At 69.7% G+C, this 25197-nt stretch carries 21 protein-coding genes; 8 read left to right on the top strand and 13 right to left on the bottom strand.

What is annotated here, in order from left to right:
• Positions 1 to 151: 151 nt before the first annotated feature.
• The 3 genes from AC1DVZ_RS03895 to AC1DVZ_RS03885 all read right to left on the bottom strand — a co-directional run bounded on the left by AC1DVZ_RS03895 (position 152) and on the right by AC1DVZ_RS03885 (position 4089).
• On the bottom strand, positions 152 to 1597 hold the full coding sequence (locus AC1DVZ_RS03895; RefSeq protein WP_477616870.1) for an LVIVD repeat-containing protein: 1446 nt from the start codon (positions 1595 to 1597) through the stop codon (positions 152 to 154).
• 134 nt (positions 1598 to 1731) lie between these two features.
• Positions 1732 to 3387, bottom strand: coding sequence for an FAD-binding dehydrogenase (locus AC1DVZ_RS03890; protein ID WP_477616869.1), 1656 nt, complete (start codon positions 3385 to 3387; stop codon positions 1732 to 1734).
• Between the two features lie 9 nt (positions 3388 to 3396).
• Entirely contained in the window at positions 3397 to 4089 is a 693-nt protein-coding gene (locus AC1DVZ_RS03885; RefSeq protein ID WP_477616868.1) for an HAD-IA family hydrolase, read from the bottom strand.
• Positions 4090 to 4181: 92 nt separating this feature from the next.
• Here AC1DVZ_RS03885 and AC1DVZ_RS03880 point away from each other — a divergent pair, with 92 nt between their 5' ends.
• Positions 4182 to 5840 (top strand): metallophosphoesterase family protein, encoded by a 1659-nt coding sequence (locus tag AC1DVZ_RS03880; RefSeq protein WP_477616867.1) that lies wholly within the window; start codon positions 4182 to 4184, stop codon positions 5838 to 5840.
• A 33-nt stretch (positions 5841 to 5873) separates the two neighbouring features.
• Positions 5874 to 6485 carry a DUF5701 family protein gene (locus AC1DVZ_RS03875; RefSeq protein WP_477616866.1) on the top strand — a complete coding sequence of 204 codons (612 nt, stop codon included), beginning with the start codon at positions 5874 to 5876 and terminating at the stop codon, positions 6483 to 6485.
• 8 nt (positions 6486 to 6493) lie between these two features.
• Here the strand turns inward: AC1DVZ_RS03875 and AC1DVZ_RS03870 are convergent, their stop codons facing one another.
• The 3 genes from AC1DVZ_RS03870 to AC1DVZ_RS03860 are packed head-to-tail and all read right to left on the bottom strand — an operon-like array spanning position 6494 to position 8914.
• Positions 6494 to 7414, bottom strand: a complete 921-nt coding sequence (locus AC1DVZ_RS03870) for a sucrase ferredoxin (RefSeq protein WP_477616865.1) — start codon at positions 7412 to 7414, stop codon at positions 6494 to 6496.
• On the bottom strand, positions 7411 to 8652 hold the full coding sequence (locus AC1DVZ_RS03865; protein WP_477616864.1) for a cupin domain-containing protein: 1242 nt from the start codon (positions 8650 to 8652) through the stop codon (positions 7411 to 7413). The genes AC1DVZ_RS03870 and AC1DVZ_RS03865 overlap by 4 nt, the downstream gene beginning before the upstream one ends.
• A gap of 28 nt (positions 8653 to 8680) precedes the next feature.
• The gene (locus AC1DVZ_RS03860) at positions 8681 to 8914 is read right to left on the bottom strand and encodes a hypothetical protein (RefSeq protein WP_477616863.1); all 234 of its coding nucleotides are present in this window, start codon (positions 8912 to 8914) and stop codon (positions 8681 to 8683) included.
• Positions 8915 to 9214: 300 nt separating this feature from the next.
• On the opposite strand from AC1DVZ_RS03860, the gene AC1DVZ_RS03855 reads away from it, so the two are divergent.
• Entirely contained in the window at positions 9215 to 10267 is a 1053-nt protein-coding gene (locus AC1DVZ_RS03855; protein WP_477616862.1) for an SGNH/GDSL hydrolase family protein, read from the top strand.
• 12 nt (positions 10268 to 10279) lie between these two features.
• On the opposite strand, the gene AC1DVZ_RS03850 is transcribed toward AC1DVZ_RS03855, so the two are convergent.
• The 7 genes from AC1DVZ_RS03850 to AC1DVZ_RS03820 form a co-directional block, all read right to left on the bottom strand.
• The gene (locus tag AC1DVZ_RS03850; RefSeq protein WP_477616861.1) at positions 10280 to 12118 is read right to left on the bottom strand and encodes a glycoside hydrolase family 3 protein; all 1839 of its coding nucleotides are present in this window, start codon (positions 12116 to 12118) and stop codon (positions 10280 to 10282) included.
• 159 nt (positions 12119 to 12277) lie between these two features.
• Positions 12278 to 13891, bottom strand: a complete 1614-nt coding sequence (locus AC1DVZ_RS03845) for a glucoamylase family protein (protein WP_477616860.1) — start codon at positions 13889 to 13891, stop codon at positions 12278 to 12280.
• Positions 13892 to 13981: 90 nt separating this feature from the next.
• A complete protein-coding gene (locus AC1DVZ_RS03840; protein ID WP_477616859.1) occupies positions 13982 to 14806 on the bottom strand; it encodes a carbohydrate ABC transporter permease in 825 nt (274 codons plus the stop codon).
• A gap of 7 nt (positions 14807 to 14813) precedes the next feature.
• Positions 14814 to 15770 (bottom strand): carbohydrate ABC transporter permease, encoded by a 957-nt coding sequence (locus AC1DVZ_RS03835; RefSeq protein WP_477616858.1) that lies wholly within the window; start codon positions 15768 to 15770, stop codon positions 14814 to 14816.
• A 2-nt stretch (positions 15771 to 15772) separates the two neighbouring features.
• Positions 15773 to 17050 carry a sugar ABC transporter substrate-binding protein gene (locus AC1DVZ_RS03830; RefSeq protein ID WP_477616857.1) on the bottom strand — a complete coding sequence of 426 codons (1278 nt, stop codon included), beginning with the start codon at positions 17048 to 17050 and terminating at the stop codon, positions 15773 to 15775.
• Between the two features lie 85 nt (positions 17051 to 17135).
• Complete coding sequence (locus AC1DVZ_RS03825; protein ID WP_477616856.1) at positions 17136 to 18164, bottom strand: LacI family DNA-binding transcriptional regulator; 1029 nt, start codon at positions 18162 to 18164, stop codon at positions 17136 to 17138.
• 144 nt (positions 18165 to 18308) lie between these two features.
• Complete coding sequence (locus tag AC1DVZ_RS03820; protein WP_477616855.1) at positions 18309 to 19250, bottom strand: sugar-binding transcriptional regulator; 942 nt, start codon at positions 19248 to 19250, stop codon at positions 18309 to 18311.
• A gap of 125 nt (positions 19251 to 19375) precedes the next feature.
• Here AC1DVZ_RS03820 and AC1DVZ_RS03815 point away from each other — a divergent pair, with 125 nt between their 5' ends.
• The 5 genes from AC1DVZ_RS03815 to AC1DVZ_RS03795 all read left to right on the top strand — a co-directional run bounded on the left by AC1DVZ_RS03815 (position 19376) and on the right by AC1DVZ_RS03795 (position 25138).
• Positions 19376 to 20740, top strand: a complete 1365-nt coding sequence (locus AC1DVZ_RS03815) for an ABC transporter substrate-binding protein (protein ID WP_477616854.1) — start codon at positions 19376 to 19378, stop codon at positions 20738 to 20740.
• The gene (locus AC1DVZ_RS03810; protein ID WP_477616853.1) at positions 20740 to 21681 is read left to right on the top strand and encodes a carbohydrate ABC transporter permease; all 942 of its coding nucleotides are present in this window, start codon (positions 20740 to 20742) and stop codon (positions 21679 to 21681) included. Before AC1DVZ_RS03815 ends, AC1DVZ_RS03810 begins: the two co-directional genes overlap by 1 nt.
• A gap of 61 nt (positions 21682 to 21742) precedes the next feature.
• On the top strand, positions 21743 to 22594 hold the full coding sequence (locus AC1DVZ_RS03805) for a carbohydrate ABC transporter permease (RefSeq protein WP_477616852.1): 852 nt from the start codon (positions 21743 to 21745) through the stop codon (positions 22592 to 22594).
• Positions 22591 to 24111 (top strand): mannitol dehydrogenase family protein, encoded by a 1521-nt coding sequence (locus AC1DVZ_RS03800; RefSeq protein WP_477616851.1) that lies wholly within the window; start codon positions 22591 to 22593, stop codon positions 24109 to 24111. Before AC1DVZ_RS03805 ends, AC1DVZ_RS03800 begins: the two co-directional genes overlap by 4 nt.
• Before the next feature lie 4 nt (positions 24112 to 24115).
• On the top strand, positions 24116 to 25138 hold the full coding sequence (locus AC1DVZ_RS03795; protein WP_477616850.1) for an NAD(P)-dependent alcohol dehydrogenase: 1023 nt from the start codon (positions 24116 to 24118) through the stop codon (positions 25136 to 25138).
• The last annotated feature ends 59 nt before the right edge of the window (positions 25139 to 25197 follow it).

Below are 25197 nucleotides of genomic sequence, written 5' to 3'. Positions count from 1 at the left end.
GGTTGCTCGATGGCGGACAGGTTGCAACCTGTCCGCCATCCAGTTTCGTTTGCTAGCAAAGGTTGCTGCGTGCGGGCGGGCGTGCGGGCGTGCGGGCGGAGGAAGCCGGGGTATGCCGCGTCAGCTGGCGGCGGCTGCGGCAGCCCGGCCCTCAGGGCAGCATGCCGCTGGGCAGGATCGGTGACGCTGACGACGTGGTCGACCCACCGGGCAGGTCAGCGGTGTAGACATCGAGTCCACGGACCAGGTCCACCGAGTACACGACGTTGGTCTTGCGGTCGGTTCGGACGTCGTGCTTGGTGTAGTCCGGCACCCAGTAGGAGTCCCAGACCTCCGATGCACCCCAGACGGCGTGGCCGTACGGCTTGATGTCGCGCGGGTCGCGGACGTCGACCAGCTGGGTCCCGCCGCCGTAGAAGCCCACGGTGACGACTCCCGACGGGTGGAAGTCGAACCAGTGTGCCGAGCAGAACGCTCCGACGGGCAGCGGGAACGACCCCAGGTCGGACAGCTCGACCTTGTCGAGCGGAACGATCGCGTCCGGGGTGCCGTCGAGCCGCTTCACCCACCAGGTCTGGAACGACCCGGACTTGGTGCAGTCGACCTGCTCGTAGTCCTCCTCGGTGACCAGCAGGATGTTGCCGTTGGCCAGGCTGGGTGCTGCGTCGGCGACGAAGGCCTCGGCATTGGGGCGGAACGAGTTGTGGTGGATGAAGTCGTTGTACCCGTTCTTGGTGGTGCCGTCCGTCTCGAGCCCGCGGCCGGCGAGTCCAGTGGTCGTGACCACGCGGGGGTGGAGCGGGTCGCGCACGTCGAAGATCGACGACCCGTTGTAGCCGGTGTGCGTCGCGTAGCCGGCCTTGTCGAAGTTCCACTTGTGCCCACCGCTCGGTGAGGCGAAGGGCTGCACCCCGGCCGTCGCCGGGTCCGCGTCGACCTCGTGCGGTGCGTCGAGGTTGTCGAGGTCGATCATGGAGAAGTTCGTGCGCCCACCTGCGGAGTAGGCGTAGCGGCAGTCGCGGTCGTCGACGCAGGCCACCGTGTGCGTGCTCGTGGTGGCCGTCGCGCTCGAGCGCAGTCGGGGCTTCGTCGGGTCAGTGACGTCGACGACGATGAGCTCCTTGCCACCAGCCGCCGCGGCGGTGTGCTGGATGTCAGCGGACACGTCGTAGGTGTCCACGCCGATGAGCGCAAAGCGTTCGGTACCCGCAGCGGTCTTGCGCTCGCCGCAGTTGATCGCCTCGTTCTCGAAGACCAGGTTGGGCACCGTGCCGACCAGCTTGGGCGCGACCGGATCACTGACGTCGAAGACGCTGAGCGAGTCCAGTGAGGACATGACGAACAGCGGCGCCGTCTTGAGGAAGCAGCCGGAGATGCCTGCCGTCTCGGGGAAGTTCGCCGCCAGGCGCAGGTTCGGGCTGTTCACCACGGGCACGCTCGTGCCGCCGGAGTAGGCCTGACGCGCCGCTGCCGCCCGCGCTGCGTCCTTCCCATGGTCTCCGTGAGCCGAGGCGATTCCCGCCGTCGACGGGACCAGGATGGCGGCGGCCGCGAGACCGGTCAGGACGGCGCGAACGGATGGGCTGATGCGGTGCATGTGATCCTCCAGAGGTGCGGCTCTTGGTCGGACAACGAGGCGCGGCCCCTTCAGGTCACGAAACGCGCGCCGGTCCCATGGGCCGCGCTCGACGCCGTCGTGCGGGGGCGGAGGAAATGCCGGGGTATGCCGCGTCAGCTGACGGCGGCCGCGGCAGCCCTGCCCGCGGTGCGCCCCGAGAAGATGCAGCCTCCGAGGAAGGTGCCCTCGAGCGCGCGGTACCCGTGCACCCCACCGCCGCCGAACCCGGCGACTTCGCCCGCGGCATACAGTCCCGGCACCGGCTCGCCCGACGCGGACAGGACGCGTGAGGAGAGGTCTGTCTCGAGGCCGCCGAGGGTCTTGCGGGTGAGGATGTTGAGGCGCACGGCGATGAGCGGGCCGGCCTTGGGGTCGAGGATGCGGTGTGGTGACGCGGTACGGATCAGCTTGTCTCCGCGGTAGTTTCGCGCCCCGCGCACGGCGGTGACCTGGGCGTCCTTGCAGAAGTCGTTGTCGATCTGCCGGTCACGGTCGACGATCTGGCGTTCGATGTGGGCCAGGTCGAGGGGGGCGTCCGGGGTGAGGGCATTCATCTTGGCCACGAGCTCGCTGAGGGTGTCGGCCGAGACGAAGTCGGCGCCCTTGTCGAGGAAGGCGCGAACCGGTCCGGGCATGTCGGCCCGGGCCCGCCCGAGCACGTCCTTGACCGACTTGCCGGTGAGGTCGGGGTTCTGCTCCGACCCCGACAGCGCGAACTCCTTGCCGATGATCTTCTTCGTGAGGATGAACCAGCTGTGGTCGTGTCCGGTCTGGCGCAGGTGCGACAAGGTGCCGAGCGTGTCGAAGCCCGGGAACAGCGGCGCCGGCAGGCGGTCGCCGTTCCCGTCGAACCACAGGGAGCTGGGCCCGGGGAGGATGCGGATGGCGTGGGACGGCCAGATCGGGTCCCAGTTCTCGATGCCCTCGACGTAGTGCCACATCCGGTCGCGGTTGACCAGGCGCCCACCCGCGGCCTCTGCGATGGCCAGCATCCGGCCGTCGACGTGCGCGGGGACGCCCGTCAGCATGTGTGCGGGAGCGCTGCCCAGCCGCTCGGGCCAGTTGGCGCGGACCAGGTCGTGGTTGGCGCCGATGCCGCCGCTGGTGACCACCACTGCCTGCGCGGTCAGCTCGAACTCGCCGACGGCGTCCCGGTTCGTCGGTCGTCCGCGCTCGGCCGGGTCGTCGGCGAGTCGGGTGCCCCGCACACCGGTGACGGCGCCGTCAGCGGTGACCAGCTCGTCGACCTGGTGGCGGTGCCGGAGCTCGATCCGGCCCGCCGCGACGTGCTCTGCGACGCGCCTCAGGAACGGCGCCAGCACCCCCGGTCCGGTCCCCCACACGATGTGGAACCGCGGCACCGAGTTGCCGTGCCCCGACGCAGACCCGTCGCCGCGCTCGGCCCAGCCCACGACGGGGAAGAACCGCATGCCCTGCTCGTGCAGCCAGGACCGCTTCTCCCCGGCGGCGAAGTCGACGTAGGCGCGAGCCCACTGGGCACCCCACTTGTCCTGGTCCTCGAGCCGGTCGAAACCCGCCGAGCCCTGCCAGTCCTGCCAGGCCAGGTCGACACTGTCCTTGATGCCCATGCGCCGCTGCTCGGGGCTGTCGACGAGGAACAGCCCGCCGAAGGACCAGTGCGCCTGCCCGCCGAGGTTGGCAGCGCTCTCCTGGTCGAGGACGAGGACACGGCGTCCTGCATCCGCGACCTCGGCAGCAGCGACGAGTCCGGACAGCCCGGCTCCGACCACGATGACGTCAGCGTCCATGAGCCCAACTTATGGGCCGGTCGCCTCCGCCGTCACCCGAACGCGGCCAGCCACCACGGAGAACCGCACGTCCCCCAGCGTGCCGACCACGGCGTCCGCGATGAGGTCCGCGACCGCTGTCGTCGTGGAGACGGCCAGGGTGGCGCAGCCCGCCGCCCGGGCCGCCTCGAGCCCGCCGGGCGCGTCCTCCACGACGAGGCAGTCGGCAGGGTCCACCCCCAGCCGGGCGGCGGCGAGCAGGAAGGGGTCGGGATGCGGCTTGCCCTGCGCCACGTCGCTCGCGGTCACAACGACGGCCGGCGCCGGGAGCCCGGTCGCGGCCAGCCGCGCGTCTGCGAGTGGACGAGTGCACGAGGTGGCGATGGCAGCGAGGTCGCTGCCGTCGGTCCCCGCGGCACGCAGGGTGTTGAGCGCGTCGAGCGCGCCGGGCAGGATCGCGATTCCCTCGGTGTCCGCGATCTCGATCGCCTCGATCCGGTGGAACGCGGCGTCCACGCGCTCGGGCGGCAGCAGGGCCGAGATCACGCCGCGCGCCGGTACCCCGTGGAAGCCGGCCAGCCGGCGCGGGTCGACGCCCTCCTCCCGGGCCCAGCGCACCCACGACCGGATCACGACGGGGATCGAGTCGATCAGCGTCCCGTCCATGTCGAACAGCACCGCCGCGAAGGTGCGGCCTTCGAGCGTCCCCAGGCTGCGCGGCATACCGCAAGCCTAGGAGGTGCCCACGAGGTGGCCATGAGCCGGCGTCAGCGAGTGGCGGGTGGACCAATGGTGCCGCCCGTTACGGTGGAGAGGTGAGCACGCCCCCCGAGAGCCCACGTCGGTGGAGGCGTGTGTCCCGGTGGCTGCTGCGGCTCGGCGCGCTGGTCGTCCTCTTCGTCGCCTGCAACAGCGGCGGCGTGGCCGCGACGACGCTCTTCCCGAGCAGCGCCGACACCCTCAACTACGGCGCGGACCTGCGACTGTCGCTCGACCCCAACGACGTCTCGGCCATCCAGAGCCCGACCATCTTCGGTGACATCCGGATGGACTTCGCGGGACTGGTGCCGGCACCCGGTGTGGTCGCCCAGGTGCACGTCAAGGAGCGCATCACCGACCTCCTCGCACGCCCCAACATCTCGATCCAGTCCCTCCAACCCGGCCCCCTCGAGCTCGAACGCGCCGCCCGCGGTGGCGCCATCGCCCTGGCCTGGCGGTTCGCCGCAGGTGCCCTCGTCGTCGCCCTCCTCTGTCTCGGTGGGTATGCCGCGTGGCGGCGGCGCGCGCCGCGGGTGCGGTGGAGCGCGGCGGTCGCCTCCGTGTGGGTCGCGTCGTGCGTCGCGACGTTCGGGGTGATCGGGGTGACCTACCAGCCAGAAAGGCTCGACAGCTTCAGGACGACCGGCATCCTCGGGACGGTCCAGCGCAACGCCGACCTCCTGGAGGGCGTCGAGACCAGGGCCGAGCAGGTCACGCCCTACCTCAAGAACCTCCTGGCGCTGTCCTCCGCGCTCCAGGACAAGTACTCGCCGCAGGTGCTCGACCAGCCGGTGGCCGCGCGGATCCTCCTGGTGTCGGACATCCACGGCGCCAACCAGTACGCCCTGATGAAGACCATCGTCGAGCAGGAGCGGATCGACGCCGTCATCGACTCCGGCGACCTGGTGAACTTCGGCAGCGCCACCGAGGCGGAAGCAGCAGACCTCTTCCGCGGCATTGCCTCCCTCGGTGTGCCGTACCTGTTCGTCAAGGGCAACCACGACGGACGGTCCGACGTCGACCGCGAGCTGCTGGACCGGCTCGCCGCCGTCCGCAACGTCGTGCTGCTCGAGCCCGACGCGCAGACCTACACGGTCGAGAGCATCCACGGGCTGCGGATCGCCGGGTTCAACGATCCCCGGTGGTTCGGCGACGACAACACCAACAACGCCGCCAAGCAGAAGCCGGCGGCGGCGCGGTTCAACGCCGCGATGGCCGACCAGCCTGTCCCGGACATCGTCGTCTCCCACGAGCCGTCGGCAGCCAAGGACGTTGCCCGCGCAGGGATCCGGGTCAACGGCCACCTGCACGCCAGTCAGCTCGAGGGATCACGGATCGGCGTCGGCACCTTCACCGGCGGTGGACCGTTCAGCCACTTCATCGCGAGCGAGGACACAGGAGGTGCTGGCAACGGCGACAAGGCGGATGCCGGGGAGCTCACGGGCCAGCCGTCGGCGTTCGACATCGCGACGTTCGGCACGGACTGCCGGCTGGCCTCGCTCACGCGCTACCAGTTCCGCAACGTCATCGAAGGGCGCCCGGCCTACGACGACGTGACCCTCATCAACGGGTCGCGGATCGAGGGACGCGCTCCCGACCCGGCGCCGCCCGCCGGCGAGGGCGCCGCCGCCGGGACCGACGGCACCCCGACGCCACGGACCTGCGGGCCCGCCGTGGAGCCGACCAGGGAACGCGTGACGGTCGCCCCACGTTGAACCTCGGCCACCCGCACTGCATCGAGGAGAACCGTGACCGCAGCCGAGTTCGACCGACAGCTCGAGACCTACCTCGAGGCCAAGTACCCCACCCTCGCGGGGGTCGGTGAGACGGAGTTCCTCGAACTCGTAGAACCGTTGCGGGACAAGGCAGCTCACGCCACCGCCAGCACTGAGGACCGGATCCCGTTCGCGCTGGTCGTGTCGTCGCGGCTGGTCAGTCCCGACCAGGCCATGCCGACGATTCACTGGAAGGCCACCACCGGCTGGACCGACTACACCGCCGACGACCTCGCCGGCTACCGCCCGATCGGTGGCGTGGATGTCCCCGACCACGCGGCATACCTCGTCACGGACGTGGACACCGGGAAGGCCACCCTCGACGTGCGGGCCAAGGACGCGGTGCCGCTCATCGAGGCAGAGCGACGCACGCCGCTCACGGTCGACGAGGGCGTGAGCCTGCTCGCGCTGTGGCCGGGAATCCTCAAGGACCGCAACGCCTTCTTCCTGCCCGGGGCAAGGGACGCGAGCAAGCGCGTTGCCGCTCTCTGGGTGAGCAAGGGGCACCCCAGGCTGGGCTGGTGCTGGGAGGGCAACCCACACACCTGGCTCGGCTCGGCGTCGTGCGGTGGCAGGGTCGCCTGAGCGCCGCCTCACAGGGGCTGGAGGGACGGGCCGCTCGACCCGCTGACCACGGCAGTCCACACGTATGCCGTGGCGTCGGCCTCGGCCCGGCACGTGAGCCGGGCGGCGGGCTGGCTGGTGCGACGGACCGTCACCGTCGACCGCACCGGCACCGCTCCCCGGCCCAGCACCTCGACGCGCCAGAGCTCGCCGTCCGTGACCACCTCGCCGGGCACCACGTCGCCGGCGGCCGCCGGGCCGTGGGCTCGTAGCACCGCCGCAAGGGCGGCCTGAACGGGTGGGCGGTGGGCCGAGAACCCGCGCAGGTGCTCGAGATCCACCGACCCCGAGAGGTGGCCCTGCACGACGTCGACGGCGCTCGCCGCATCGAGGCCGCCGTAGACGGTGCCGTCGGGGACGACGAGCAGGTTGGCGGCGAACCGGTCGCCGCCGATGTGGGTGCACTCCCACGTCTGCTGCGGCCAGCGGACCGCGAGCGCCTGGGCGACCGGGCGCCCCCTGACCGCACAGCAGACGTCGTGGCGGCCGTGGGTGCAGACCAGGAAGAGCGGGTCCGGCGGGTGTCCGCCCGCCGAGTCGGCGGGGCCGTGGAGCAGGGCCGAAGCGGCCGCGAGCAGGTCCTCGGACCGCCGCCAGGTGCCCCACTGCTGCCGTCCGTCGAGGTCGAGGACCGTCCAGCGACGCTGCTCCGGCGGTCCCGGGACCGCAGCCCTGCCGGGTCGGCGGATGAGGACGACCCTCCCTCCGACGGCCAGGGCCGTCCGGTGCAGCCGGTCGGCCACGGCGTCGTCGATGCCCGGGCTGTCGAGGGCCGCCGGAGCCCAGCCGCCAGGGTGCTCCACGAGCAGCCACCGCGTCGCGGGCGCGGCGGTGCCCAGCATGGGGTCACCCCGACGTCGCGCGGACGTCGAGCACAGTGGCGCGGTCATGCAGGGACGACGACGCCGGCGCGCAGGAGGGCGCGGGTGAGCTCCAGGCCGAGGTCTGCGGCCGCGGCCGAGCCCGACGCGAGCAGCTGCTCGACGGCAGCGAGCTCAGTGCGCTCGACCGTGTGGGACCCGACCCTGCTGCGCAGCACGGTGCGTCCGCCGGCGGCGGGCACGAGGGTTGCCGCGACGTGGGCCCGGACGGCCACCCGGGACCGTGCTGTGAGGGCGTTCGCGGCCTCGGCCTGGGCCAGCGGTGCCAGGGGTGCCGGGCGTTGGGCGGCGCGTGCCGCACCGGCCAGACCGATGCGGAGGTCAGCGGCGTCCACCTGCCCCAGCGCCTCGATCAGGGCCGCGCGCACGGCTTCGACGTCGTCGGTGTCCGGACCGGTCGCGACCAGGTCCGTGCCCAACGGCAGGGCCGCCCTCAGCTCGAGGGACTGGCTGGCTCGCGTCACCGCGGCGCGGACGAGCTCGTCCGCCACGTGGCGGCGGGTCCAGGCGTGGACGCCGACGGTGAGGTGGATGCTCGTACCGCCGAGCGCAGAGGCCGAGTGGAGGTGGCCCCGAGGAAGGTAGAGGCAGTCACCGGGGGCAAAGGTCTCCTCGATCAGGGGCCTGGCCTGCGCGGCCTCCTCGACGGCAGCTCGCCGGTCCGTCCACGGCTCGTCGCGCAGCGGCAGCTCGAGCACGGGTGGGCGGATCCGCCACCTCTTCTCGCCCGCGATCTGCAGGACGAACACGTCGTGGACGTCGTAGTGGTCGCTGAAGCCGGTGTTCTCGGGTGGGGTGACGTAGGCGTTGACCTGCACCGGATGGCCGAGCTCGGCTGCCAGGGCCTGGGAGAAGTCGATGATCGGGCGCCAGGTCCGGTGCAGCCCCTGCAGGACCAGGGTCGCGCCCTCGGAGAAGTGGTGGAGGACCGCGTCGTCGCTGGCCTGGTCACCGATGCCGGCGCCGATCCCTCCGCCGCGGGTGAAGCTGCGGTCCTCCAGCGTCGTGCCCTCACGCGCCATCCGCAGGAACGGCGTCCGCAGCCCGCGACCGGAGACGAGCTCGTCCACCGCCTCCGCGGAGAAGAGGTCGTCGAAGGGCGTCGGCAGGTCCGCCGCCCGGCTGAGCAGGGGTTCGTGCGACCAGTACCGCTGCTCGAACTCGGCCGGCGGGACGGCCAGCAGACGTGACAGCGCCGGGTGCCCACCGCTGGTGGCAGGCACCCGGTGCGGTGACGTGGTCGTCACCGAGTCACCGACTCAGGGAACGTCGTCGCTACGCCTGCGTGTCGGCGCCGCCATCGGCACCACCGTCGGCGCCGCCATCGTGGCCATCGGGGTTCGCGCCACCATCGGCMGGGCCCTCACCAGCGCCACCGTCCGCGCCGCCATCGGCWCCACCGTCGGCTCCACCGTCGTCGGCGCTGCCCGGCATGCCTGCCGCACCACCGTCGGACGGTCCGATGCCGCCCTCGTCGTCGCTTGCTTCGTTCAGGGGGGTTTCGGTCATGGCTGGTTCTCCCTGTCGTCCAGCGACACCGTGTCGCGCCGCTTCCCCCTTCCTATGCCACGCAAGCCCGCGCCGCCACTCAGAACCCGACGTTTGCGCAGGTCAGCGGTCAGATGACGCCAGAGCAACCCCTTGTCGGGCCGGCGATGTTGGTGTCGCCTGGTTCCGTGGTCGACGGGTAGTTCCTCGCGCAGGTAAGAAGTTGACAAGGGTTGGTCCCGACTTCGTGCTGGGCGGCCCCGGGCGCCTTCCCAGCCCTACTGTGCGTTCACCGATCCACTGGACTGCAGGGAGATGTCAATGTCGATGACCCGCACGTTCGGCGTGATCGCGGCACTGGGTGCCGCGGCCGCCCTCACCGTCTCAGCGGCACCTGCCCAGGCTGCGAACTCCTATGTCGCACTGGGCGACTCGTACTCCTCCGGCACCGGCACCCGGACCTACATCAACGACGGCACCTCGTGCCAGCGCTCGGTCTACGCCTACCCGTCGCTCATCTCGGCGAGCAAGGGGCTGACCCTCAACTTCCGGGCCTGCTCGGGCGCCAAGGTCGCCGACGTCACCAACACGCAGCTGAGCGCGCTGTCTGCCGCGACCACGCAGGTCTCGATCTCGGTCGGTGGCAACGACGCCGGCTTCGCGGACGTCCTCACGGAGTGTGCCCAGCCCGGCTGGATGAGCAACTGCAACGGGGCTATCGACACCGCGCAGTCGATCATCAACAACACCCTCCCGGCGAAGCTGTCGACGTTGTACGCCTCCATCAAGACGAAGGCGCCGAATGCCAAGGTGGTCGTGGTCGGCTACCCGCGGATCTTCCAGGGCGAGGACTGCAACGCCTTCACGTGGTTCTCCCCCGCCGAGGAGACGCGGCTCAACCAGACGGCCGACCTGCTCAACAGCAAGACGTCGGCGCAGGCGGGCGCCAAGGGGTTCACGTTCGCCAACCCGACCAGCCGCTTCGTGGGCCACGCCGTGTGCGACGACGTCGAGTGGCTCAACGGGCTGTCGAACCCGGTCGGCGAGAGCTACCACCCCAACGTCGCCGGTCACCGCGACGGCTACGCCCCCCTCGTGAGCACACCGCTGACGGGGAGCGCCTTCACGCTCAACGGTGCCACGCTGCGCACCGCCGAGCTGTCGGCCGAGCGGCTGGCCACCCAACAGCGTCGCTACGCCGGCGTCGACGCCTCCATCGCGCCAGAGCAGTTCCGGGCGCCCGACCTGACGACCGCCGCCGCCAGGGCCGCGGCCCAGAAGGCTGGCGTCGACCTGCGCTCACGTGCCAGCATCGACGCCGCCGACCGGGTCTGGTCCCAGCGCCAGGCCGCCGCGCACGCCGCCTCCCGCTGACCGGGGGGCGGGCTACAGCGCCAGGCCGTGCCCGAAGGCGAACAACGGGTCGTCGTACCCGGGGACGTCCTCGCCGTGCCGACGGACCTGCTCCATGGATCGCGGCAGGTCGAACGGCAGCCGGCCCACGGGCGCGACGGTGCCTGTCAGCGCATCGACCAGCGCCTCGTCGCTCGTGCCGTAGCTGCCGACCAGCGCACTGGCCAGGGGCAGCAGCGGCGTGAGGACGGCGGGTCGGTCCAGGACCACGTCGACGACCAGCGGGCAGTGGGCCGCGATGCGGGCCAGCCGCGACACCAGGCCGGGCGGGAAGTCGAGCGAGCCCTGGTGGAACCACGACTCCAGGAAGAGGTCGGACCTCGGGTCGAACGGCGCCATCAGCCGCACGAGCGCGATGTCGGCGTCCTCAGGCCGGTCGACCTGCTCGCCGAGCACGGCGACAGCCTCGGGCGACATGTTCTCGGCATAGATGCGCTGCCCTCGGGCAAACGGCAGCACAGGGGTATGCCGCTCCGCGCCGTTCTGGAGGATGGTCACCGACCGTGCCTGCGCGGCATACCCGGCAGCGCGGAAGTCCTTGCGTCCCACCGTGTCTGCGGCAGCGTCCTCGTCGACGAACGGGTCGTCGAACAGTCCGAGCCGGAACTTCACGGCCAGCAGCCGGCGCACGGACTCGTCGATCCGTGACTCGGACACCCGGCCCTCGGCGACCAGGTCGAGCAGCAGCTCGACACACTCCTCGCCGCCGAACTGGTCCGACCCGGCCTCGATGATCAGCTCCATCCGGGCCGCCGGGTCGAGGTGCTCGACCCCCCAGGCCCGCGCGGGCAGCACCTGGTCTCCCACGTGGTTGTCGTTGACGAGCTCCCAGTCCGTGACGACGACTCCGTCGTAGCCGAGGGTGCCGCGCAGCAGCCCGGTGATGATCTGCTTGTTGAAGCCGAAGCCGACCTCCTCGATCTTCTCGCCGTCGACCTCGAGCGCGATGGGCATCCCGTAGTACGGCATGATCGCCGCGGTCCCGGCCTCGATGATCGGTGGGAACGGCTTGAGGTGGTCGGCAAACCGATCGCCCGGATAGACCTGCTCGCGGCCATAGGGGAAGTGCGCGTCCTCGCCGTCCTTCTGCGGACCTCCGCCGGGGAAGTGCTTGCTCGTGCAGGCGACGCTGCCCGGCCCGAGCGAATCCTGTTGGAAACCCTGGAGATACGCCACGGCGAGCGATGTGACGAGGTCGGGGTCCTGGCCGAAGGTGCCCGACTGGCGGGCCCATCGCGGCTCGGTGGCGAGGTCGAGGGTGGGGTGCAGGGCGGCGCGGATCCCGACGGCGCAGTACTCCTGGCGGGCGATGTCACCGAACTCGCGCACCAGCGCCGGGTCGCGAAGGGCCGCCAACCCGAGCGACTCGGGCCACTGCGAGAACGCCTTGGCGGCGAACGAGGCACCGGCGTTCTCGATGAACGCGTGCCGGGGGTCCGTGGAGATCGTGACCGGTATGCCGTGGGGCGCCTGCTCGGCGATGGCCTGGAGCGCGTTGTGCCAGCGGGCGGCCATGCGGGCGTCGTCGAGCGCGTGGACGTTGAAGTGGGTGAGGTGCTTGCGGAGCACCACGTCAGAGGTGCCCGACTTGCTGATGTCGCCCGGGGCCTCCTTGACCGTGCCGTCGCCGCCGGCCTCGATGACGGTCTGGAACATCAGGCCGACCTTCTCCTCCAGGGAGAGTCGGGGCACGAGGTCGGCGACCCGCTCCTCGACGGTCAGGCGAGGGTCCTCGAACGGATCCATGCGGTCGTTCCCGTTGAGGTCGCGGTACTCGACTCCCTCGGGGCTGGTCTTCCTGACCGGGTGCATGGGGTCCTCTCAGTCGTGGCTGTGCGTCGGGGTTGTGCATCGTCGCTGTGGGTCGTGGTGCCGGGTCGGCCCGCGTCGTCTCGACGAAGGCGTCCCCGGCGCCGCGCGCCCTGGGCCTATCAGGAGGGTGCCCGGGGCACGCGACGGGACCGGGGGCGGCTAGGCGATGCCGGCGCCGAACTCTTCCATACCGATGACCGGGCGCAGGGCCCGCTCGACGTCAGGGGTGCTGAAGGCCCGACGAATCACGTTGTCGCCCAACACATTTCCGATGGCGCCCATGACCATGGCCTGGTCGAGGGCGAGGTAGCGGCGTGCGATCGTGCCCGATCGCACGGCCACGGCATCGAAGAAGCCGCCCTTGCCGTAGGCCTTGAGCTCGTCCTGGATCTTCGCGAGGTTCGTGAAGGCGTGGTCGGGCTCGTGCATCATCGCGAGGAACGCCGCGTGCGGCGTCACGACGCCGTCGCCGAAGGTCGGGGTGGGGTTGAGCGCGTCTCGGCAGCCGTCGTAGGCCAGCTTGACGTCGGTGTTCTCCTGGTCGGAGAAGTAGCCGTCGGGCTTGAGGCCGAGCACGTCCACGCCGTACTCGCGGTAGCCGCCAACGGGGTTGCTCGACGGGGAGAAGCCCCAGAAGCCGTAGTCCGCCTCGATGAGCCCGTGCTCGCGCTGGGCGCGCACGTGGAGCGGGTGGTTGAGACCCCAGGACCGGGGTGCCCAGCTGGACTCCGGCACGAACACGTCCGGCATGAGCTCCTCGAACATGCTGCCGCCCCAGCCGGGCACGACGTGCATGCCACGGTAGGTGTAGGCGCCCTCGAAGACCTCGACACCCAGATAGGTGTGCGTCTGCCCGACAGGCTGCATCTCCTGCCAGTTCCAGCCGCAGTCTCCGGGGAAGGTTCGCCACATCGCGAAGTACTGCGAGGCGGGGATCTGGCCGGTGATGATGCCGAGGTAGCTCGTGATGCGCGTCTCGGAGACAGTCGTGTCGTAGTGGTGGTTCTTCGTGTACCAGACGTCCGGGCCGACGCCGATGGTGTTGCCGAGGGCGAAGTTGTCGGTGTCGGGCGGCGTGCCCGGGTAGAAGCCGCCGTAGATGAGCCCGGGCTTCCGGGAAGCGTTGGTGTCGTAGTACATGTCCCAGCGCATCCGGCCGAAGATGCGTCGGGCCAGGGGTGCGGCGCCCTTGTCGGCCGACATGACGACCTTGAGGGCGGCGCCCAGCCACCCGTTGTCGACCGAGGAGCAGAACGGGTAGACCCGGTTGCCGTCGGTCGGCCACGTCGTGATGACGTCACCGGATGCCTCGTCGTACCAGTTGTAGAACTGACCGCTGGGAGTGTGGTGCTCCAGGCGCAGCACCGTGGTCAGGGTCTGGATGAGGCGCTTGGTGCACTCGGCCTTGGAGATGATGCCCAGCTCGCGCGCGACCACGGCGGACCACAGGTAGCCGGCGATGTTCGTCGGCGAGGTGTAGCCCGACCGATCCGCTGCGCCCAGGGACTCGGGGATGTTGTCCGCGGGCAGACCGGTCTTCTCGTCGGTCATCGCGACGAGGCTGTGCCAGGTGTCGGCCGCCCAGGTGCGGACGCGGACGGGGTCCGCGGCCAACGAGGTGCGCGAGCGGATGTATGCCGGTGCCGCGGGTGCCGCGGAGGCGCTCCCCGAGGCGCGGGTGGCCGTGAGGCCGGCTGCGGCGACCGCGCCCGCGCCGACGAGCAGCTGGCGGCGGGAGGGGCTGGGCAGGATGAGGGAGGAGGTGCTGGCCATGGGTGAGGCTCCAATCAGGGGTTGGTTCCTTGTGTTGCCAGGTGCCGTCAGTGCTGCGTCTGCCGGTGGGCGGCCCACCGGCGACGGCGGTTACTTGATTCCGGTGGTCGCGATTCCTTCGATGAAGCGACGCTGGAAGACGAGGAAGACGATCAGGACGGGCAGCACGACGACGGTGGCGCCGGCGAGGAGGAGCCCGTACTGGGTGGAGTTCTGGCCGGTGGAGTAGAGCGCGAGGGCCACCGGCAGCGTGTAGTGCTGCTCCTGCTGGGCCACGACCAACGGCCAGAGGAAGTTGTTCCAGCTGCCGAGGAACGTGAGGATCCCCAACGTGGCCAGCGCGGGTCCGGCCAGCGGAAGGAAGATCTGCCGGAAGATCCGCAGCTCGCCGGCACCATCGACCCGGCCCGCGTCGAGCAGGTCGCGCGGCAGGCCGAGGAAGAACTGCCGCATCAGGAACACTCCGAACGGCGTCACCAGGAACGGCAGGATCAGTCCGGGCAGGCTGTCGATGAGGCCGATGTTGGCCACGAGGACGAACAGCGGCACGAACGTCACGACGCCCGGGATCATCAGCGTGGCCATGACCACCCCGAACAGCGCCTTCTTGCCCTTGAAGTTGAGCATCGCCAGCGCGTAGCCGAGCATCGAGCAGAACAGCAGGTTGCCTGCGGTCACGGCGACGGCGACAACGGTCGAGTTGTAGAAGTACTGCTTGAAGTTGAGCCGGGAGAACAGCTGCGTGTAGTTGTCCAGGGTCGCCGTCTGCGGCAACCAGGTCGGCGGGCTCTGGAGCAGCTCACCCTGGGTCTTGAAGCTGCCCAGGATCATCCAGACGAACGGTGCGATGACGGCGACCAGGAGCACGGTCAGCAGGGCGTAGAGCCACCAGCGGCCGCGGGCTTGTGCACTCATGACGACCTCACGTGTTGTCACGCAGCAGGCGGAACTGGATGGCGGCCACGATCGCGATGACGATGAAGATGATGTAGCTCATCGAGGCCGCGTAGCCGTAGTTGCCGAAGCCGAACTGCTTGTAGGTGTACATGGACATCGAGATGGTGCTGTTGAGCGGGCCACCGTTGGTCATGACGAACGGCTCCTCGAAGAACTGCAGGTAGCCGATCGAGGTGGTGACCGACACGAAGAGCAGGGTCGGTCGCAGCGTCGGCAGCGTGATGTGCCGGAATCGCTGCCACGCGCCGGCCCCGTCGATCTGGGCGGCCTCGTGGAGCACCCACGGCACGCCCTGCAGACCCGCCAGGAAGATGATCATGGCGGTGCCGAAGTTGCGCCACGCCGCCATCAGGATCAGGCCGGGCATCGACCAGTTCGGGTCGCCGAGCCAGTTGGGTCCGGTGATGCCGACCCAGCCGAGCGCGGTGTTGATGAGGCCGAACTCCTCCTGGAGGAGGAACCGCCAGACGACGGCCACGGCAACGATCGAGGTGATCACCGGCGTGTAGAAGCCCAGGCGGAAGGCCGACCTGAACCGGGTGATGCCCTTGTCCAGCGCAATCGCCGCTGCCAGCGCGATGCCCAGGGTGAGCGGCATACCGATGACGACGAAGTAGGCGGTGTTGAGCGCCGCCTTGCGGAAGACGGGATCGGAGAAGGCTTTCGTGAAGTTGTCGAGGCCCACGATGTTGACCGAGAACGGGCTCCGCAGGTCGCGGGACTTGGTGTCCGTGAAGCTCATGAAGAGCGACTGGAGCACGGGCCACGCGGTGAAGACCAGGAAGAGCAGGCAGAACGGCAGCGCGAGCATCCACGCCGCCCGCCCCTCGCGGGGGGCCCGCCCGCCGGCGCCTCCCCGGCGGGGGGACGGGCTGGTGTTGCCCGTCTCCCCGCGCGGGGTCACCTCGGTGGTGGTGGCCATGACTACTGGCCGGTGCCGATCGAGTCAGCCTGCTGCTGCACGGTCTTGAGGGCCGCAGCGGGGTCGGCACCCTTCTTGGTGACCTTCTCCATCTCGGTGTCGAAGCTGGCGACGACCTGCTCCCAGGTGGGGAAGGTGGGCGGGGCCTGCGCGGTCTCGAGCTGCTTGCCGAACACGGCGAGCTTGGTGTCAGCCGTGAGGGCCGGGTCCTGCCAGGCGGCCTTGACCGCGGGGAGGTCGGTCGAGGACTGGTACCACTTGACCTGGGTCTTGGGGTCGCTCAGCCACTGGATGAACTTCCAGGCGGTGTCGCGCTGCTTGGACTTCTTGAACACCACGAGGTCGGAGCCACCGACGAAGGACGACGACTTGGTCTTCGCCGGGATCGGCATGACGTCGTACTTGTCCTTGAAGCCGGCGCCGCCGACCTTCTCGACCGCGGACATCATCCACGGGCCCGAGATGAACATCGGCACCTTGCCGCTGGCGAAGTCGGGCTCGGTGGTCGGGGTGGCCGGAGCCGCCTTGTCCGAGATGCCGTCGTTGAAGTAGCTCTGGTAGTACTTCACGGCCTCGAGGACCTCGGGGCTGTCGAAGTTGTAGGCCTTGCCGCCGTCCTTGGTGAGGTCGGCGTCGTTGGACCAGCCGAACGGCATGATCGACTGCCAGGAGCCGACACCGCCGGCCTGGAAGCCCATGCCGTACTTGGCACCGGCCTTGGTCTGCATCGCCTTGGCCATGGCCTTCAGGCCCTCCCAGTCCTTGGGCGGGGTCTCGAAGCCGGCCTTCTTGGCGAGGTCCTTGCGGTAGTAGACCAGACGCGTCTCGACGTACCACGGGACGCCGAAGGAGGTGCCTCCGACCTCCGTCGTCTTCTGGGCGCCCTCGAAGAAGGCGGACTTGTCGATCGCCGGAGGAGTCGGGTCGAGCGCGTCGTTGCCGGCGAACTCACCCATCCAGGTGGTGCCCACCATCGCCGCGTCCGGCGTGGTGCCGGCCGTGATCGCGGTGGTGAACTTCTGGTAGGCCGCGTCCCACGGGATCGCGGTCACGTTGACCTTGGCGCCCGGGTTGGCGGTCTCGAACTCCTTGGCCAGCGCGGGGAGCTTCTCGCCCTCTGCGCCCATCGCCCAGACGGTGATGGTTCCGGTGGCCTTGCCTGAGCTGACGTCCTTGCCTGTCTCGCTTGCGGTCGAGCCTGAATCACCACGGCCGCAGGCCGTCAGGGTGAGCGCTGCGGCGGCAATCGTCGCGACCGCCATGGCGGAGGTGCGTCTCATCGGGTTTCTCTCTTTCATCGGGGGGACGGGGACAACGGCAGGTGTGCTTCGGGTGGGAGGCATGGGGGTATGCCGCCCGGCTGGCTCAGCTGGGCGCGGCTCCGGGCGGGCAGCCGCAGGACGAACGGATCACCAGGCTGGTCGGGATGACGCGGGGCGCGTCGCCGACGGGTGCGCCGGTGATGCGCTCGTGGAGGCGGTCGGCAGCGAGCGCGCCGAGCTCGCGGACGGGTTGACGCACGGTGGTCAGGCCGGGCTCGACGTAGCGAGCGGTCATGACGTCGTCCCAGCCGACGATCGCGATGTCGTCGGGGACGACCTTGCCGCCCTCGCGCAGTCGCTTCATCACGGCCAGTGCGAGCTCGTCGTTCGCACAGACGAGCGCGTCAGCCGACAGCTCCCCGGACAGGAGTCGCTCGGCCAGGGCGGTGCCGTCACTCTCCCGCAAGGGGATCCGCAGCGGCTCGGCGGCAACGCGGCGAGCCGCCTCGTGGGCGGCGACGAAGCCGGCATACCGGTCGCGCGCATCCGGGCCGGAGGCCGGGTCGCCGACGAAGAGGAGGCTCTCGCGGCCGTGTGCCAGCACGTGGCTGGTGATCTCCTCCGCACTCCCGGTGTTCTCCGAGGTGACGGTGTCGATGTCCGGACGCGGGTCTCCGGCAATGAGGACAACGGGTTTGGAGCCGTGCAACGCCGTCACGGTGCTCTCGGGAATGGCCGCCGAGCCAAGCATGGCCAGTCCGTCGACGCGCGTTGCGAGATTGCGGACAGCGCGGGCGAGGTCGGTCTTGCCCTCCGCCAGCATGAGCACGACGCTCTGCCCGAGCTCGGCCGCCCGCGACTCGAAGCCCATGAGGAGCTCGGAGTAGTAGGGGCCCGAGAGTTCGGGGAGCACCAGCCCGTGGGCTTCGTGGTGGCGCACGGCGAGGCTTCTGGCGGCGGCGAGAGGCACGTACCTGAGCTCGTCGGCCGCCTCGAGGACCCGTTGGCGGGTCTTCTCGGACACGGACGTGGACCCCTGGAGGACTCTGGACACCGAGGCGATCGAGACACCGGCAAGCTCGGCGACGGAGTAGATCGTCGTCCCGCTCGTGGGTGTCGAACCGGTCGCCACAGGTCTGCCTTTCGTCGTTGAAAGCGCTTACATCCGAGTTCGACCATGCCAGCATCACGGCATTAGCGCAAGAGATACCCTTCGCGACGTTGGTCGGATACGTGCTTTCTACCCGATTAGAGGCCAGCCAAACCCGGGCGTCGCTCAGCCCGCGAGCAGCACGTCCGCGAGGTTTGCGTCGACGACCAGGCCCTGGACCAGACCGCCGTCGAGAGCGGCTCTGACCGCCTTCGCCTTGGAGGCGCCGGCRACCACCGCAATGACCTCAGGCACCCTGGCGAGGTCGTCGGGATCCATGGTGATCAGACGCGCAGCGACCTTGGGCCGCAACGCTTTTCCGTTCCGGTCGAAGAAGATGCCGGCCAGCTCGCCGATGACTCCCCGGCTGGCGAGGTCGCGCTGCTCGGTGTCCTCGAGCAGGTCGTGGATCGTCGACTCGCCGCGCTCCCAGGCTCCGATGCCGACGACCGCCTTGGTCACGACCGACGCCCTCGCCAGGCCGTCCACCACCGCCGGCTGACGACGCAAAGCATCGGCGCTGGATTTGGTGTCGAGGACAAAAGGGGCATAGAAGACATGCGCCTTCCCGCCGGACAAGCGGGCGGCCCGGCGGACGATGTCCACGGCGCTGCTGTCGAAGTCGGGCAGGGCGATCGCTCCGGTCAGCTGGACCACCTCCACGCGCGGGAGACTCGTCAGTGCGGCGACCACGGCATGCACGCTGCGCGACCACGGCAGCCCGAGGACGTCGCCGTCCACCAGGATCTCCGAGAGCAGGTCTGCCGCCGCGCGGCCCAGCAGGTGTCGCACTGCCCCCGTGTCGGCGTCGGCGGTGTCCACGACCACGGCGTGGGCCAGGCCGAAGCGCTCCTGGAGCCGCGCGGAGGCGTCGACGTCGAGGGATCCCTGGCGGACGATCTCGATGCGGACCAGCCCGCGCTCGCGTGCGGTCTCCAGCATCCTCGCGACCTTGAACCGGCTGATCCCGAGCTCGTCGGCGATCTCGACCTTCGACTGGTTCTGCAGGTAGTGCCGACGCGCGACGGCAGCCAGCATCACCAGCTCTGCGGGGCCGTCGTCGATCACGTGCACATCCTTGCCGTTGACAGGTTCGCGTTGCGAGGATTTACTCGTCTTACTCGTTTGGGCATTGTGGCGCTCATATGAGCACCAGTCAAACTGACGCCGTCACTGGCGACGGAGGAGGACGCGTGCGAAGTCGAAACTCCAAGGCCACGCTGGTCGCGGGGGCGACCGGCCTGGCGCTCAGCCTGTCGGCCTGTGCCGGGTGGGGCGGAGGCGGCGTGGGGGGCGGTGGCGCGGACAGCATCAACGTCCTCATGGTCAACAACCCCCAGATGGTCGACCTCCAGAAGCTGACAGCCGACAACTTCACCAAGGAGACCGGCATCCGGGTCAACTTCACGGTGCTGCCCGAGAACGACGTGAGGGACAAGATCAGCCAGGAGTTCTCCAGCCAGGCCGGCCAGTACGACGTGGCGTCGTTGAGCAACTTCGAGATCCCCATCTATGCCAAGGCGAAGTGGATCGCGCCGCTCGACTCCTACCTCGCGGCGGACACCGAGTTCGACCAGGCAGACATCCTCAAGTCGATGACCACCTCGCTGTCCAGCGAGGGCAAGGTCTACGGCGAGCCGTTCTACGGGGAGTCCTCCTTCCTCATGTACCGCAAGGACGTCCTCGCGGCCAAGGGCATCACGATGCCCGCCAAGCCCACCTGGCAGGAGGTCGCCGACATCGCCGCCAAGGTCGACGGGGCCGAGCCCGGCATGAAGGGGATCTGCCTGCGCGGCCAGCCCGGCTGGGGACAGCTCTTCGCGCCCCTGACGACGGTCGTCAACACGTTCGGGGGCACGTGGTTCGACAAGGACTGGACGCCCAGGGTCGACGCCCCCGAGTTCAAGGAGGCGGTGAACTTCTACGTCGACCTGGTGCGCGCCCACGGTGAGAAGGGCGCACCCCAGGCAGGCTTCACCGAGTGCCTCAACAACCTCGTCCAGGGCAACGTGGCCATGTGGTACGACGCCACGTCTGCCGCAGGATCGCTCGAGGCGGACGACTCCCCCAACAAGGGCAAGTTCGGCTACGCCCCCGCCCCCGTGGTGAACACCGACTCCTCCGGCTGGCTCTACGCGTGGTCCTGGTCGATCCAGCAGGCCAGCACGAAGAAGGACAACGCCTGGAAGTTCATCTCGTGGGCCAGCGGGAAGAAGTACGAGAACCTCGTGGGCAGCACCGTCGGCTGGACCAGCGTCCCGGCGGGCAAGCGTGCCTCGACCTACGAGAACCCCGAGTACCTCAAGGTCGCCTCGGCCTTCGCCGACCCGACCAGGGCAGCCATCGAGGCCGCCGACCCGGAGAACCCCGGCGTGCAACCCCGGCCCGCCATCGGGATCCAGTTCGTCGACATCCCCGAGTTCCCCGACCTCGGGACCCAGGTCAGCCAGGACGTCAGCTCGGCGATCGCTGGCAAGACGTCGGTCGACGACGCGTTGAAACGGGGCCAGCAGCTCGCCGAAGACGTCGCCGAGCGCTACCAGGCAAGGGGTCAGTGATGTCGTCCTCGACCGCCACCAGGACCGCGAAGGCCACCGGGCCATCGGCTCCGAGCAAGGCGCTCCAGCGCTCCGGCGACTGGGCCCGCCGGGCGCCGCTGCTGCCGGCCCTCATCTTCACGATCCTGATGACCCAGCTGCCGTTCGTCGCGACGATCGTCATCTCGTTCATGAACTGGAACGCCTACTACCCGGACGAGCGCGGCTTCGCCGGCGTGGACAACTTCGCCCGGGTCTTCACCGACACCAACACCCGCAAGGCCGTCTGGGTCACGATCCTGCTGACCGTCTCGGTCGTCCTGATCTGCCTGGTGCTGGGCCTGGGCATCGCCCTGCTGCTCGACCGCAAGTTCCGCGGGCAGGGCGTGGTGCGCACGATGATGATCACGCCGTTCCTCATCGTTCCCGTGGCTGCGGCCCTGCTCTGGAAGCACGCGCTCTACAACCCGGAGTACGGCCTGTTCAACGGGCTGCTCAAGACGCTCTTCGGCGAGAACGCACCGCAGCCGGACTGGATCACCAACAACCCCTTGGCGGCGATCATCGCCGCGCTCGTGTGGCAGTGGACGCCGTTCATGATGCTGATCCTGCTGGCAGGACTGCAGAGCCGGCCGCTCGACGTCGTCGAGGCCGCGCGCATCGACGGGGCCAGCAGCTGGCAGATCTTCACCACCATGACGCTGCCGCACCTGCGCCAGTACATCGAGCTGTCGGGCCTGCTCGGGGCGATCTACGTGGTGCAGAACTTCGACCACGTCTTCACGATCACGTCCGGCGGCCTGGGCACGGCCAACCTGCCGTACTTCATCTACCAGACGTTCTACACGGCCCAGGACTACGGCCGGGCGTCGGCTGCCGGCGTCGTCGTGGTCATCGGCACGATCGTCATCGCGACCGCCGCGTTGCGGACCGCGTTCAGCCTGTTCCGGGAGGACTCCTGATGAAAATCACCCCACAAAGTTCTCCGTTCCTTCGTCACTCCGATACTTCGCGGGGGCCCCGATGACAACCACCACCCCCACGCAGGAGATCAACCACGCCAAGCCTCCACGCAGCGGGGTGATCCTGTCCGCCGCTGCGTGGATCGTGGGCATCCTGTTCGCCCTACCGGTCTTGTGGATGATCCTCACCTCACTGCACAACGAGAACGACGCGGCCAAGAACCCACCCGACTTCTTCGCACCGCTCTCGCTCGACGGGTACCGCTCCTTCTTCGACGCCGGCCCCTGGCCACCGTTGCTCAACTCGCTGACCGCCAGCGTCCTGTCGACCATCCTCGTCCTGGTGCTCGCCTTCCCCGCGGCCTATGCCCTGTCGATCCGTCCGGTGAAGAAGTGGACCGACGTCCTGTTCTTCTTCCTCTCGACCAAGATGCTGCCGATCGTGGCCGGCATCCTGCCGCTGTACCTGTTCGCCCAGAAGGTCGGACTGCTCGACAACATCTGGTGGCTGATCCTGCTCTACACCTCGATGAACCTCCCGATCGCGGTGTGGATGCTGCGCTCGTTCCTGGCAGAGGTGCCGGTCGAGATGCTCGAGGCAGCCTCGGTCGACGGTGCGAGCCTGACCAGGACCCTCAAGGACATCGTCGCTCCCGTCGTGATGCCGGGCATCGCCTCGGCCGCGCTGATCTGCTTCATCTTCAGCTGGAACGAGCTGTTGCTCGCCCGGGTGCTGACCAGCACGGTGGCGGGAACGGCGCCGGTGTTCTTGACTGGCTTCGTGACCAGCCAAGGCCTGTTCCTCGCCAAGGTGTGCGCGGCGTCCTTCGTCGTGTCGCTACCCGTCCTCGCCGCGGGTTTCGCGGCCCAGGACAAGCTGGTCCAGGGCCTGTCGATGGGCGCGGTGAAGTGACGGGAGCGGCCCCGATCGCCTTGTCCCAGCACACCCTCGGTGAGCTGGGTGAGGAGGTGCGCCGACCGGCATACGACCGCTCGAAGGTCACCGCGAGCATCGTGCACTTCGGCGTGGGCGGCTTCCACCGTGCCCACGAGGCGATGTACCTCGATGCGCTGATGAACAAGGGCCTGGCCCTCGAGTGGGGGCTGTGCGGCGTCGGCGTGCTGCCCCACGACCGCAGGATCATCGACACCCTGCGTGCGCAGGACGGGCTCTACACGCTCATCGTGAAGCACCCGGATGGCCACCGCGAACCGCGCGTGATCGGTGCGGTCACAGAGGTGATGTTCGCGCCCGACAACCCCAAGGCCGTCGTCGACCGGCTCGCCGACGACCAGACCCGGATCGTGTCGCTGACCATCACCGAGGGCGGCTACCTCGTCAACCAGACGAGCGGCGAGTTCGACTCGTCCGACCCCTCGATCCAGGCCGACCTGGCTGCCGACTTTGCCGGAGGCGCCTCTCCCGCAACGGTTTTCGGGTTCATCACGGCAGGGTTGGCCCGTCGGCGCACCGAGGGACGCGCACCGTTCACCGTGATGAGCTGCGACAACCTGCCCGACAACGGCGACGTCGCGAAGCGGATGATCTGTGCCTTCGCCCGGCTCAAGGATCCCGAGCTCGCGGACTGGATGGAGGCCGAGGTGGCCTTCCCCAACTGCATGGTCGACCGGATCACGCCGGTGACGACCGCGCAGGACGTCGAGCTTCTGGGCGCGGACTTCGGCGTCACCGACGGTTGGCCAGTGGTGTGCGAACCGTTCACCCAGTGGGTGCTGGAGGACCGCTTCGGGCAGGGCCGTCCGCCGTTCGAGGAGGCCGGCGTCCAGATGGTCGACGACGTCGTGCCGTACGAGCTGATGAAGCTGCGGCTGCTCAACGCCAGCCACCAGGCGCTGTGCTACCTCGGTTTCCTGGCGGGCTACCGGTACGCCCATGAGGTGTGCCAGGACCCGTTGTTCGCCCGGTTCCTGTTGTCCTACATGGAGCGCGAAGGCAGCCCGACCCTGCCCGAGGTACCGGGAGTGGACCTCGACGCCTACCGCCACCAGCTCGTCGAACGCTTCGCGAACCCGGAGGTGCGCGACACCCTCGCCCGGCTGTGTGCCGAGTCGAGCGACCGCATCCCCAAGTGGCTGGTGCCCGTGATCAACGCGAACCTGCGCAGCGGCGGCGAGATCGAGCTGTCCGCGCTGGTGGTGGCCTCCTGGGCCCGGTACGCCGAAGGCGTCGACGAGCAGGGCGACCTAATCGAGGTGGTCGACCGGCTCAAGGAGCGGGTCATGGCCGCGGCGGCCAGGCAGCAGGACGACCCGCTGGCCTTCCTGCGCGACCGTGACCTGTTCGGTGGCCTGGCCGACGACGAACGGTTCGCCGCGGCATACCTCCACGCCCTGGAGCGGTTGCGCACCCTGGGGGCGCGGGCGACGCTGGAGGCCTGGAGCGCCACGGCAGGCGCCGGAGAAGGGTGAGCCGATGCGCGTCGCAGTGCTGAACCGGCCCGGCGACGTGGAGGTGGTCGAGCGGCCCACACCCACCCCTGCCGCCGACGAGGTCCTGGTCCGTGTGCACGCCGTCGGCGTCTGTGGCTCCGACACGCACTACTTCGACCACGGCCGGATCGGGCGCTTCGTCGTGGAGTCGCCGCTGGTCCTCGGCCACGAGGCGTCGGGGGTCATCGAAGCCGTGGGCGGCGACGTGGACAGCGCCCGGGTGGGCCAGCGCGTCTCGATCGAGCCCGGGGTCCCGTGTCGCGCGTGCGAGCAGTGCCTGGGCGGGCGCTACAACCTGTGTCCCGACATGCGGTTCCACGCCACGCCCCCGGTCGACGGGTCGCTCGCCGAGCTCGTGACGATCCACCACGCCTTCGCCCACGCCGTCCCCGACTCGGTGAGCGATGAGGCCGCGGCGCTGCTCGAGCCCCTCTCGGTCGGGGTCTGGGCCTGTCGCAAGGGTGGGGTCGGCCCAGGGTCGCGGGTCCTCGTCACCGGTGCCGGACCGATCGGCCTGGTGTGCGTCCAGGTGGCGCGGGCGTGCGGTGCCAGCGAGATCGTCGTCGCCGACCTCAACGCGCAGCGGCTCGCCGTGGCCACCGAGCTCGGCGCGACGCGCACCATCGCCTCCGGTGACCAGAGCATCACCACCGGGTATGCCGGTCGGCCGGCTCCCGAGGTGCTCCTCGAGTGCTCGGGCCACCCCGGCGCCACGGGCGACGGCATCCGCGCACTGGCTCCGGCCGGACGGGCGGTACTGGTCGGGATGGGCGGCGACGAGCTGCCCCTGCCGCTGTCCGTCGTCCAGGAACGCGAGCTGGTCGTCACGGGCACCTTCCGCTATGCCGGTACGTGGCCGACCGCCATCGCCCTGGCGGCCTCGGGGCAGGTCGACCTGGAGCGGCTCGTGACCGGCCGGTTCGCGCTGGCCGAGACGGCCGCCGCGCTGACCGCGGCCCGTGACACCCCTGGTGCGATCAAGTCCGTCATCACCCCTCAGCTCTGACCCGGCACCCATCACCCCTCAGCTCTGATCCAGCCCCAGCGGACGCAGCACCATCGACC

The sequence above is a fragment of the Pedococcus sp. P2_E5 genome, from assembly GCF_056403895.1.
This window is presented reverse-complemented; position numbering and strand designations above follow the sequence as displayed.